The organism is Kocuria sabuli (assembly GCF_040981185.1).
GTDB lineage: Bacteria > Actinomycetota > Actinomycetes > Actinomycetales > Micrococcaceae > Kocuria > Kocuria sabuli.
This window is the reverse complement of sequence record NZ_JAVHZE010000005.1, coordinates 128,925-140,519: the sequence shown is the minus strand read 5'-3', so window position 1 is coordinate 140,519 and position 11,595 is coordinate 128,925. Positions and strand designations below refer to the sequence as shown.

The 11,595-nt window shown below is 72.1% G+C and carries 12 protein-coding genes; 9 read left to right on the top strand and 3 right to left on the bottom strand.

Translation table 11 applies throughout. From position 1 onward, the window contains the following. Positions 1 to 21 precede the first annotated feature (21 nt). Positions 22 to 1,548, bottom strand: coding sequence for a peptide MFS transporter (locus RE027_RS07475; RefSeq protein WP_368807625.1), 1,527 nt, complete (start codon positions 1,546 to 1,548; stop codon positions 22 to 24). Positions 1,549 to 1,695: 147 nt separating this feature from the next. On the opposite strand from RE027_RS07475, the gene RE027_RS07470 reads away from it, so the two are divergent. Then, complete coding sequence (locus tag RE027_RS07470; protein ID WP_368807624.1) at positions 1,696 to 2,304, top strand: dihydrofolate reductase family protein; 609 nt, start codon at positions 1,696 to 1,698, stop codon at positions 2,302 to 2,304. 54 nt (positions 2,305 to 2,358) lie between these two features. Here the strand turns inward: RE027_RS07470 and RE027_RS07465 are convergent, their stop codons facing one another. Both RE027_RS07465 and RE027_RS07460 read right to left on the bottom strand, forming a co-directional pair. Then, positions 2,359 to 3,186, bottom strand: a complete 828-nt coding sequence (locus RE027_RS07465; protein ID WP_368807623.1) for an aldo/keto reductase — start codon at positions 3,184 to 3,186, stop codon at positions 2,359 to 2,361. 135 nt (positions 3,187 to 3,321) lie between these two features. After that, positions 3,322 to 4,113: an SIR2 family NAD-dependent protein deacylase gene (locus RE027_RS07460; protein ID WP_368807622.1), complete on the bottom strand. Its 792-nt coding sequence runs from the start codon at positions 4,111 to 4,113 to the stop codon at positions 3,322 to 3,324. A gap of 132 nt (positions 4,114 to 4,245) precedes the next feature. Here RE027_RS07460 and RE027_RS07455 point away from each other — a divergent pair, with 132 nt between their 5' ends. From RE027_RS07455 to RE027_RS07420, 8 genes are all read left to right on the top strand, one after another. Then, a complete protein-coding gene (locus RE027_RS07455; protein WP_368807621.1) occupies positions 4,246 to 4,644 on the top strand; it encodes a hypothetical protein in 399 nt (132 codons plus the stop codon). Between the two features lie 349 nt (positions 4,645 to 4,993). Continuing rightward, positions 4,994 to 7,921 carry a DUF4040 family protein gene (locus tag RE027_RS07450; RefSeq protein WP_368807620.1) on the top strand — a complete coding sequence of 976 codons (2,928 nt, stop codon included), beginning with the start codon at positions 4,994 to 4,996 and terminating at the stop codon, positions 7,919 to 7,921. Then, positions 7,921 to 8,367, top strand: coding sequence for a sodium:proton antiporter (locus tag RE027_RS07445; protein WP_368807619.1), 447 nt, complete (start codon positions 7,921 to 7,923; stop codon positions 8,365 to 8,367). The genes RE027_RS07450 and RE027_RS07445 overlap by 1 nt, the downstream gene beginning before the upstream one ends. Continuing rightward, positions 8,364 to 9,869 (top strand): monovalent cation/H+ antiporter subunit D family protein, encoded by a 1,506-nt coding sequence (locus tag RE027_RS07440; RefSeq protein ID WP_368807618.1) that lies wholly within the window; start codon positions 8,364 to 8,366, stop codon positions 9,867 to 9,869. The genes RE027_RS07445 and RE027_RS07440 overlap by 4 nt, the downstream gene beginning before the upstream one ends. Then, positions 9,866 to 10,267, top strand: a complete 402-nt coding sequence (locus RE027_RS07435) for a Na+/H+ antiporter subunit E (protein ID WP_368807617.1) — start codon at positions 9,866 to 9,868, stop codon at positions 10,265 to 10,267. Before RE027_RS07440 ends, RE027_RS07435 begins: the two co-directional genes overlap by 4 nt. Continuing rightward, positions 10,264 to 10,521, top strand: a complete 258-nt coding sequence (locus tag RE027_RS07430; protein ID WP_368807616.1) for an MrpF/PhaF family protein — start codon at positions 10,264 to 10,266, stop codon at positions 10,519 to 10,521. Before RE027_RS07435 ends, RE027_RS07430 begins: the two co-directional genes overlap by 4 nt. Continuing rightward, entirely contained in the window at positions 10,518 to 10,919 is a 402-nt protein-coding gene (locus RE027_RS07425; RefSeq protein WP_368807615.1) for a cation:proton antiporter, read from the top strand. Before RE027_RS07430 ends, RE027_RS07425 begins: the two co-directional genes overlap by 4 nt. After that, on the top strand, positions 10,916 to 11,593 hold the full coding sequence (locus RE027_RS07420) for an MOSC domain-containing protein (RefSeq protein WP_368807614.1): 678 nt from the start codon (positions 10,916 to 10,918) through the stop codon (positions 11,591 to 11,593). The genes RE027_RS07425 and RE027_RS07420 overlap by 4 nt, the downstream gene beginning before the upstream one ends. Positions 11,594 to 11,595: the final 2 nt, after the last annotated feature.

The window sequence follows — 11,595 nt, the reverse complement described above, 5'->3', positions numbered from 1 at the left end:
CCCGGAGGACGGCACCGGGGCTCAGAGCACGCCGCGCATCATGCGGCGGATCCAGCGGGAGAGCACGAGCAGCACCGCGCCGATCACGATGGTGACCGCGCCGAGCACGCCGAAGTAGGCGGCCTCCGTCTGTTCGCTGTAGTACCCGGCCAGAGAGCCCGACAGGGCGGTGCCCAGGGCCACGGACAGGTAGAAGAGGGCGACCATGAGCACGGGGTAGGCCCGCGGGGCCAGGCGGGTGGACAGGGAGAGCCCGACCGGGGACACCAGCAGCTCGCCGAGGGTGGCGACCAGCAGGATCAGCGCGGCCCACAGCACGGGCACGGAGGACACCCCGACCATCGGCAGGAAGATCAGGAACGCCGAGCCCATCAGGATGATGCCGAGACCGAACTTGGTGGGCGTCCCCGGCTGCCGGCCGCCCAGACGGGTCCACAGCACCGCGAACACGGGGGCGAGCAGGATGATGAAGAGGGGGTTGAAGGACTGCACCCACGAGATCGGCATCGTCCAGTCACCCAGGCTCCGGTCCAGCCGTGTGTCGGAGTAGATGGTGATCACGGTGAACTGCTGCTGGAACAGCGCCCAGAACGCGGCCGAGCCGATGAACATCGGGATGAAGGACCGCACGCGGGAGCGCTCGTCGTCGTCGAGCTTGGCGCTGGTGAGCAGCAGCACGAACAGGGCCACGGCCGACAGCACGGTCACCACCACCACGACGTCCGCGAGGTTGCCCGCGTTCAGCACGCCGGTGAGCACGGCGACCACGACCACCGCGACCGCGGCGACGGCGATGCCGATCCACCGCCCGAACTGCTCGCGGGGCAGGGGGTTGGGCACGTGGTGGACCTCGCCGGGGAGCCGGCGGCGGCCGAGCGCGTACTGGGTGAGGCCGAACGCCATGCCGATCGCGGCGAGACCGAAGCCGAGGTGGAAGCCCCAGGTCTGCTGCGCGAGCCCGGTCAGCAGCGGGCCGGTGAGGCCGCCGATGTTCACGCCCATGTAGAAGATCGAGAACCCGGCGTCCCGGCGCGGGTCCCGGCGCTCGTACAGGGCGCCCACGAGGTTGGTGATCGTGGCCTTGAGCCCGCCGGAGCCGATCGCGATGAGGACCAGCCCGGTCGCCAGCCCGGCGACCGCGGGGACGAGGGCGAGCGCGATGTGCCCGGCCATGATGAGCACGCCGCTGACGAACATGGTGCGCTCCGAGCCCAGCAGCCGGTCGGCCACCCATCCGCCCAGGATGGCGAACAGGTAGACCGCGCCGCCGTAGGCGCCCACGATGCCCGCGGCGGTCGCCTGGTCGATGCCCAGGCCACCCTCGGTCGTGGCGAAGTACATGTAGAGCAGGACGATGCCCTGCATGCCGTAGAAGGAGAAGCGCTCCCACAGCTCCACGCTGAACAGGTTCGCCAGCATGCGGGGCTGGCCGAAGAAGGTCTTCTCGTCGGGGCGGGGCAGGTCCGCGCCCGGGATGTTGTCGGGGTTGCCGTGCGGAGCGGTGGCGCTGGTGGTGCCCTCGCTCGCGCGGGATGAGTCGTGATCCATGACCCCATGGTTCACCCGGGGGAGGGGATCGCACCAATCGGCGCGCGGTGACGCCCGCCGGGACCGTGGTGCAACGGTTGGGTCACGCCCCGTTCCCCACGGCCGTCCCCCGACTAGCGTGGGAACCGGTCGTGCGGGAGGTGGAGCATGGGGACGGAGCGCACCGGGAGCGCCGGACGGGACGTGCCGGGCTGGGCGGGGCACGTCTACATCGGGGTCAGCGTGGACGGGTACATTGCCCGGCCCGACGGGGACCTGGAGTGGCTCGAGAGCCGTGGGGCCGCCGCGGCCGAGGCGGGTGCCGGGGACCTCGGCTACGAGGCGTTCATGGCCCGGATCGACGCCGTGGTCCTCGGCCGCGTCACCTACGAGCAGGTCCTGGGCTTCGGGGACTGGCCCTACGGCGAGCGCCCCGTCGTGGTGCTCGGCTCCGGCGGTGCGGACGCGGGCTCCCCCCGGGTGCAGTGGGCGTCGTCCGTGTCCCGGGCGGCGTCGCTGCTCGAGGCGGCGGGCGTGCGCCACGTCTACGTGGACGGCGGCGCCACCATCCGTTCCTTCCTCGGCGCGGGGATGATCGCCGACCTCGTCCTCACCCGCGTGCCGGTGCTGCTGCGGGAGGGGATCTCACCGTTCGCCGGCGCCGGCCCGGACGTCCCCCTGGAACTGGTGGACGTGCGGTCCTTCCCGGGCGGCCTGGTCCAGGAGACGTACCGCGTGGCCGGCCCGCACGCCGGGACGGACCGCCCGCGCCGGTGAGCACCGGCGCGGGCGGTCGTCAGGGCCGGCGAGCCGGCCGAGGGGAGCGGGGACTCAGTTGAAGTCCTTCGGGTCTGAGCCGATGCGCCCGCCGTTGTCGAGCCCGCTGATGGCCTCCACGTCCTCGGCGTCGAGCTGCACGTCGAGGGCCGCGTAGTTCTCGCGGATCCGTTCCGGGGTGACGGTCTTGGGGAAGACCACGTTGCCGATCGCCAGGTGCCAGGCGATGATGACCTGCCCCGGGGTGGCGCCGTGCTTGCGGGCGATCGAGGCGATGGCCGGGTCCTGCAGCAGGTCGCCGCCCTGGCCCAGGGGGGACCACGCCTCCGTGAGGATGTCGTGGGAGGCGTTGAAGTCGCGCAGCGCGGCCTGGTTGAAGTAGGGGTGCAGCTCCACCTGGTTCACCACCGGGACCACGCCGGTCTCGTCGATGATCTCCTGCAGCTCCTCCCGGGGGAAGTTCGAGACGCCGATCGAGCGGGCCCTGCCGCTGTCGCGGATCTCCTGGAAGGCCTTCCAGGTCTCGAGGTACTTGCCGCGCTTCGGGGTGGGCCAGTGGATGAGGTAGAGGTCGACGTGGTCGAGCCCGAGGCGCTCCAGGGAGCCGTCGATGGCCTTCAGGGTCGAGTCGTAGCCCTGGTCCTCGTTCCACAGCTTGGTGGTCACGAAGATCTCGTCGCGCGGGATGCCGCTGTTCGCGATCGCCCGGCCGACGCCCTCCTCGTTGCCGTAGATCTTGGCGGTGTCGATGTGCCGGTAGCCGGCCTCGAGGGCCTGGCCCACCACGTCCTCGGCGATGTCGGCGTCGACCTGCCAGACGCCGTAGCCGAGCTGCGGGATGGTGTTGCCGTCGTGCAGGGTCAGAGTGGGGGACTGCGTCATGGACCGTACCTTTCGTGGAGGATCAGTCTGGAGATGGGTGGCAGGCTCCGGGACGAAGGTCCTGGAGCCGGTGTCCGTCGTTCAGTCTGTGGCCACCGGGGAGCGGTGACAAGATCGAAAGCCTGCTTTCTGCTCTCAGCTATCAGCGCCGGCGGGACGGGCACCCGGCAGGAGGCGGGGCAGCGCCTCGGCGGAGCGGGCCCGCACGGCCCAGTCCGCGTGCGGGGTCAGCGCCGTGTCCTCGGGGTTGACCTCCACCACGGGAACGCCGCGGCCCGCGGCGATCAGCGGCAGGGAGGCCGCTGGCTGCACGAGCCCCGAGGTGCCCACCACGAGCACGAGGTCGGCGTCCGCCACGGCCTCGGCGCCGCGCTCCATGGCGCCCTCGGGCAGCAGCTCTCCGAACCACACGACCGAGGGCCGGACGGGCCCGCCGCACGCGGGGCACGCCGGCGGGCGCTCGCGGGCGGGCTCCTCGGGATCGGCCGGGAGGTCCAGGCCGAGGCCCGGGACGAGCTGGTCGGGGAAGGGGGTGCCGCAGGCCGAGCAGCGGAACGCGAACAGGCTGCCGTGCAGGTGGGCGAGGACCTCGGAGCCGGCCCGCTCGTGGAGGTCGTCGACGTTCTGGGTGACCACCTGCACGCGGGCCCGGTCCGCCCACCGGGCGAGTGCCAGGTGTCCGGCGTTGGGCCGGAGCCCCCGCAGCTGCCGCGCCCGCCACAGGTACCACGACCACACGAGCTCGGGGTCGGCCTCCCACGCCCCGGGCGTGGCCAGCTGCTCGGGGGACCACCGGGCCCACAGCCCCGTCCCGGGGTCGCGGAACGTGGGCACCCCGCTCTCCGCGGACATCCCGGCGCCGGTCAGCACGGTGACCGTGCGGGCGGAGCGGGCGAGCTCGAGCAGCGCGGGATCCAGGTCCTCCATGCCGCTCACGGTATACGTGGGCCGGCTCCGGGACCAGGGCGGTCTCCGCGGTCCGGGTCAACCCGGGGCGCCGGCCAGGAAACGCCCCGGCGCGTTGGTCGTTCGGCGCGCGCCCGTGGTGGAATGGAACCCATGAAGTTCAACGTCCAGCGCGTGCTCACCCCGGCCTACCTAACCTCCGTCGCCCTCGTCGTGATCGGAGTGCTCCTCGGCCTGGCGTGGTACCCCGTCGCGGCGTGGGTGTTCGTGCTCCTCGGTCTCGCGCTCAACGCGATGGCCGTCTCCGTCACGGAGATCCACGACGCACCGCGCGCTGCCGGCGCGGCCGGGCGGCGGCTCCCGTCCCTGCCCTCGCGCGGGGTCCGCACCCGGCGCCCCGCCGACGAGCCCGACGACGACCTGGACACCGATCCGGACGCCGGGACCCCCGGGCGGGTCCGGCACCGGACCGTCGTCGAGCCGGAGGCCGAGACGGCCGCGACCCCCACCGTGCCGCACACCGGCTCCAGCTCCCTGCGGGACCGGCGCTGACGCCCTCGTCGGCAGGGACGGCGTGCGGGCCGCAGACCCGGCCGCCGTGGGCACCGGCGCGGCTCCCTCGGGGCCGTGCCGGACGGCATGGTAAATTTCGGGGCGATGACCAACCCCGGGAACGACACCCACGACCACGGCCGCGCCGTGCCTCCGGCCCGCATGCGGTCCACGGTGGTCCACGGCGTGTCCGACGGGAGGAGCGGCTGCCTCAGCTCCTGAGGGCCGTTCCTCTCCGGAGACCCCCGGGGCATCCGAGCACACCGGCCGAGACACCGGCCGGCGCGGCCGGGCAGTCGAGGACCGGGTCCACCTCGTTCCCATCCCACTGACCGGACGGTTTCCAGGCGTGTCCCTCCTGATCATTCTCGCTCTCACCGCACTGCTGTGCCCCGTGGCCGCCGTCCTGGGCCGCCGGGCCGGCCGTGAGGCCGGCTGGCCGCTCGCCGCGGCGATGCTCGTGCTCGCCGGCGCACTGGTCGCGGTGTGGACCGGCCGGGGGGACGGCGACGCGGTCTCCCAGCAGGTCCCGTGGCTGCCGACCCTGGGCGTTCCCTTCCACCTGCGGCTCGACGGACTGGGCCTGTTCTTCGGCCTCATCGTCCTGGTCATCGGCGCGGTGGTCATCGGCTACTCGCCGCGCTATCTCGCCAAGGGCTCGCACAGCGCCTTCTACGCCCTCATGACGTTCTTCGCGGCGGCGATGCTCGGCCTGGTCCTGGCCGACGACGTGGTCCTGCTGTTCGTCATGTGGGAATTCACCACGGTGTGCTCCTTCCTTCTCATCGCCCGCTCGGGCCCGCACGCCAGGGACCCGGCGATCCGGGTGTTCCTGGTGACCGTGGCCGGCGGGCTGTGCCTGCTCGCGGCGGTGATCGCGATGTGGGTGGCCACCGGGACCACGCGCCTCAGCGACATCCTCGTCGACGACGTGTGGTCCACGTCCCCGGGGTTCGCCGCGTTCGTGGCGGTGCTGATCGCCCTCGCGGCCTTCACCAAGTCCGCGCAGTTCCCGTTCCATGCCTGGCTGCCCGACGCGATGGTCGCGATCATCCCCGTGAGCGCATATCTGCACGCCGCGGCCATGGTCAAGGCCGGCATCTACCTGCTGCTGCGCTTCTCCACCGCCCTCAGCGAGGTGCCGGTGTGGAACGTCCTGCTCATCTCGGTGGGGCTGTTCACCGCCCTGATGGGTGCCGTGTTCGCGCTGCAGCGCCACGACCTCAAGGAGCTGCTCGCCTATTCCACGATCAGCCAGCTGGGCTTCCTGACGGCGACCATCGGCATCGGCACCTCCTACGCCGTGGTGGGGGCCGTGGTGCACGTGGCGGCCCACGCGCTGTTCAAGTCGGCGCTGTTCATGTCCGTGGGGGTGATCGACCACCAGGCGGGCACCCGGGACATCCGCAGGCTCTCCGGGCTCGCACGGACGATGCCGGTCACGGCCGTCGTGATGACCCTCGCCGCGGTCTCGATGGCGGGAGTCCCCCTGCTGTTCGGATTCGTCTCCAAGGAGGCCATGTTCAAGGCCATGGCGGAGAACCCGGGGCCCGCGCCCGCAGTGTGGCTCGTGGGTGCCGTGGCGGTCCTGGCCGCGTCCTTCACCTTCGCCTACTCGGCCCGGATGATCATCACGATCTTCCCCGGCCGCCCCGCCCAGGACCCGCCGAAGGAGGCCTCCGGCGCCTTCCTGGCACCCGTGGTGCTGGTCTCCGCGGCCGGTCTTGCGCTGGGCGTGGCGGGCGTGCTGGCCGAACCGCTGCTCGGTGCCGCCTCGGCCTCCGTCGCCGGTCCCGAGGCCGAGCCCCACCTGGGCCTGTGGCACGGTCTCGCCCCCGAGCTGTACATGTCCCTGGCGGTCTTCGCCCTCGGCGGCGCGCTCGTGCTGACCCGGGGGAGGGTGGACCGGCTCCTGGACCGGGAGCTGTCGCCCATCACCGGCGTGGGCGCCGTGGAGGCGTTCCGCAGCGGCTCCGTCGCCCTGGGCGAGCGGATCGGCGGCCTGACCCGCGCCGACGCCCCCTACCGGCACCTGGTCCCGCCCGTGGCCGTGCTGGTGCTGCTGACGGTGGTCGGCCTGTTCACGGTCGACGTCCCGCCGCTGCACGGGAACGTGACGAACCCGCTGGACTGGGTCCTGTTCGGCGTGGTCCTGGTCGGGGTGGTCCTGGCCGTGGGCGTGCGCAGCCGGATCGCCCTGGTGACCATCATCGGCGTGGTGGGCTTCGCCGTCGCGCTGTGGTTCTACGAGCTCGGCGCGGCCGACGTGGCGCTGACCCAGCTGCTCGTCGAGATCCTCACCGTGGTGGTGATCGTCCTGCTGCTCAACCGCCTGCCGTCCACCTTCCACCGCACCGGGAAACGGCGGACGACCACGGCGGCCGTGCTCGCGGTCCTCGCGGGCGCCTCCGCCGCCGTGGCCACGTGGGCGCTCACCGGTCGTCGCGGGCTCTCCGACGCCGGACAGTACTTCCTGACGGAGGGCGAGACGGAGACCGGCGGCACGAACGTGGTGAACACGATCCTCGTGGACTTCCGTGCTCTGGACACGCTCGGCGAGCTCACCGTGCTGGGCGTGGCCGGCATCGCGATCGTCGTGGCGCTGGAGTCGCGTGGCCTGCTGCCCAAGCTGCACAGCCCCATCACGGAGCCGCCGGGCTCGCCGATCAGCGGCGCCGAGGACAACACGATGACCCTGCGGGTCACCGACCGCCTGCTGGGGCCCGTGATCATCGCCCTCTCCCTCTTCTTCCTGCTCCGCGGGCACAACGACCCCGGAGGCGGCTTCATCTCCGCCCTCATCGGCGCCGCCGGGATCTCCCTGGTCTACTTCGCGGCCCAGGACGACCGGGTCAGCCGCCTGGGCCTGCCCTACGTGAAGCTCATCGGGGCCGGGGTGGTCGTGGCGGTGGGCGTGGGCCTGCTGGGCCTGGCCGAGGGGTCCTTCCTCCGCCCGCTGCACTTCTACGTGTTCGACATCCACATCACCACGGCGCTGATCTTCGACGTCGGCGTGTACCTCGCGGTGGTCGGCGTGATCCTCGCCGCGATCAGCCGACTGGGCGTCGAGGAGAAGGAGCCACCACCGCTCCGGCGGGTGGGCTCCACCGCGGTGCGGTCCCCGGGGCCTCGCTCGACCACCACCACGGCCGAGCCGCACCACCCCAGCACAGCGCCCCTGGACCTCAGCAGGATCCGGGTCCTCGAACGGGGTGCCGGGCCTTCCTCCGGGACCCCCGCCGAGCACACCGACCGACCCCGAGGAGACGATTCCTGATGGCACTCGCACTGACCGTGGGCGTGCTCATCGGCGGCGGCGTGTTCATGATGCTGCGGCGCGGCATGGTCCGCCTGATCATCGGCTTCGCCCTGCTCAGCCACGGCGTGAACCTGCTGATCATGGCGGCCGGCGGCGTGGACCGGCGGCGCGAGCCCCTGGGCGCCTCCCCGGACCTCTCGACCACGGCGGACCCTCTGCCGCAGGCGTTCGTGCTGACGGCGATCGTCATCGCGTTCGCCATCACCATGTACATGCTCGTGCTCGCCGTGACCGGCGACGACGACGACGACACCGATCTCGAGCTCACCGGCCGGGAGATGGAGACCCCTGACCTGATGGACGACCCCGCAGACGGCACCGAGCGGCACGGCGGCGCACCCGAGGGCCCGGACCCGGTGGGCACCCGCCCCGAGCGGGGCCCGGGACGGGGTGGTCGCGCATGAGCGCGGACCTGATCCCGTTCTTCGTCGTCGTCCCCCTGCTGGTCGCCGGTCTGCTGGTGCTGGCCGGCAACTCCCGGCGGATCGGCAAGGCGGGGCTGCTGGTCGTCCTGGGCGCGGACGTGGTGTGGGCGGCGTGGCTCGTGGCCACCCTCGTGGACGGCGGCACCGTGCTGGTGCACCGCATCGGCCTCTGGCCCTCCGGCGTCGCCATCCCGTTCGCCGCGGACCTCTTCACCGCGCTGATGCTCACCGTGACCGGCTTCGTGACACTGGTCACCGCCTGGTTCGGGGTGGTGTCCGGGCAGGCGGAGAAGCGCTACTTCGGCCCCCTGGTGCTCGTGCTCACCGCGGGCTTCAACGGGGCCCTGCTCACGGCGGACCTGTTCAACCTCTTCGTGTTCATCGAGGTCATGCTCCTGCCGTCCTACGCCCTGATCATCCTGGCCCACCGCGGCCGGGGCCGGCTGATGCAGGTCACGTCCTCGCGGATCTACGTGAGCGTCAACCTGCTGGCCTCCACGATCCTCCTGGCGGGTGTGGGGCTGGTCTACGCCACGGCGGGCACCGTGAACCTGGGCGAGCTGGCGGGCCGGGCGGCGGAGTCCACCGCCGTGGCGGTGTCGGTCGCGGTGGTCCTCACCGCCCTGGCGGTCAAGGCGGCCGTGGTGCCCGTGCACGGGTGGCTGACGCGCACGTACCCCTTCATGTCGCCCACCGTCACCGCACTGTTCTCGGGGCTGCACACGAAGGTCGCGATCTACGCGATCTACCGGATCTACGCCGTGGTCTTCGACGGCACGGAGCAGTACCTGTGGATCGGGATCGTGGTGTTCTCCGCGAGCATGGTGATCGGTGTCCTCGGTGCGGTGGGGGAGCGGGACGCGCGCGCGATCCTCGCCCACTCCACGGTGAGCCAGGTCGGCTACATCCTGCTGGGCGTCGCCCTGTTCGGGACCCTGGGACTCACCGCGGGCATCTTCTACCTCCTGCACCACACGGTGGTGAAGGTGTCCCTGTTCCTGTCCACCGGCGCGGTGGAGATCGCCTACGGGCGGCAGCCGCTGGGCGAGGTCACGGGCCTGCTCCGGCGGGAACCGCTCACCGCCGTGGTGTTCTTCGCCGCGGCCATGTCCCTGACCGGCATCCCGCCGTTCTCGGGGTTCGTGGCCAAGCTGGCGCTGGTCCTGGCCGCGTTCGAGGAGCAGCAGGTGGCGGTCGCCCTCGTGGCCGTCGGGGTCAGTCTGTTCACGCTGCTGTACACGCTCAAGATCTGGGGCAAGATGTTCCTGGGCAGACCGGAGGAGTCCTCGAGCGAGGTCGTCGCGGCCGTGGGCACGAAGGAGCGCCGCATCTCGGTGGGCCTCATCGCGCCCGCCCTCGTCCTGGCGGTCATCACCCTCACGTTCGGTGTGGGCGGTGAACTGCTGCTGGGCGTCTCGGCCACGGCCGCGGACGGTCTCGTGGACACCAGCGCGTTCGTGGAGGCGGTGAACGGATCGTGAAGTGGTTGACCTGGCCGTTGCGCCTGCTCGGCTTCCTGCTCTGGTACGCCTGGGAGCTGATCCTGTCCAACATCGCGGTGACGCACGACGTGTTCACCCGGCACCACCGGTCCTCGCCCATCGTGGTGCGCTACCGGACCCGGTGCCGCAGCGAGTTCGAGACGGTCCTGCTCAGCGTGCTCATTTCCCTGACCCCGGGCACGCTGACCCTGGCCACCGCGGCCCGGCCCGGTGAGGGCGCGGACGGCGCCGTGGTCGACAGGGACGACGGCACGGGGGGCTACGACATCTTCGTGCACGCCATGTACTCGGACGGACCGCGGGACGCCCGGTCGAGCCTGCAGGAGATGGAGACCCACATGCTCAACGGCATCCGACCGGGAGGGGCACCCCGATGATCGGCATCCTCTTCGGCGTGCTGGTGCTCGCCTCGTCCGTGGTGGTCGCCGGGGTGCGGATGTTCCGCGGCCCCAACGACGCCAACCGTGCCATCGCCTCCGACCTGCTGTTCTTCGCCGTGGTGGGGCTCATCGCCCTGTTCGGCGTCCTGGCGATGAGCCCCCCGGTCTTCGACCTGGTGCTCATCGCCACCCTCGTGGGCTTCCTGGCGACCCTGTCCCTCGCCCGCGCACTGACCAAGGGGAGGCGATGAGCGTGGAGTTCGACCCGATCATGCACGACACCCTGTGGATGAGCGTCGTGGGGCAGGCGTTCATCGTCCTGGGCTCGCTGGTCTTCCTCACCGCCACGGTGGGCCTGATCCGCCTGCCCGACCTCTACACCCGGTCCTCCGCGATCGCCACGGCCGCGGGCATCGGCGTCTCGTTCGTCCTCACCGGCGCGTTCTTCTTCCTGCCCGGTGTGGAGAACGCGGTGAAACTGCTCGCCGCGGTGGTGCTGCAGCTCGTGACGTCGGCCGTGGGCAGCATGGCGCTGGCCCGCTCCGGGTACCTCATCGGCTCCGCGGTGTACTCCCCGACCCACCACAACGAGCTGGAGGAGCCCGCCGGGGAAGAGGCCGGCCCCCCGGGAGAGGGCGTCCGCCGGTGACCGCCCGCGTCCGCAGCGTCAACGTGGGACGGGCCGAGACCGCCCCTACCAAGCGGGACCGGCTCACGGGCATCCGCAAACGTCCCGTGGAGGGCCCGGTGGAGGTCCGCGAGCCGGGTCCGCGCAAGGGCGGGCTCGGGTCGGGCCTGGCCGGGGACTTCATCGGGGACGCCAAGTACCACGGTGGCACGGACCAGGCGGTCTACGCGTTCGCGCGTGAGGAGCTGGACTTCTGGGAGCGGGAGCTGGGCCGGGAGCTCCCCGACGGCTCCTTCGGGGAGAACCTCACGCTCTCGGGCCTCGACGTCGACGACGCGCGGCTGGGCGACGTCTGGCGGATCGGCGACGTGCTGCTGCAGGTCACCGACGCGCGCGTCCCGTGCGGCACGTTCCGCGGCGTCATGCAGGTGCGGGGGTGGCTGCGGAGGTTCACGGAGCGCGGCCGCTCCGGGGCGTACCTCAAGGTGCTCGCCCCGGGTACGGTGCGGGCCGGTCAGCCGGTCGAACTGGTGCGCCGCGCCGAGCACGGGGTGGGCGTGGTGGACGCCTTCCGCGCGCAGACCACCGAGCGGGACCGGCTGCCGGAGCTGCTGCACGCCGGGGAGGACCTGTGCGACCAGCTCCGCCGGCGGATCGAGAAGGAGGCCCGCGCGGCCGCCCGCCGGGCGGAGTGAGC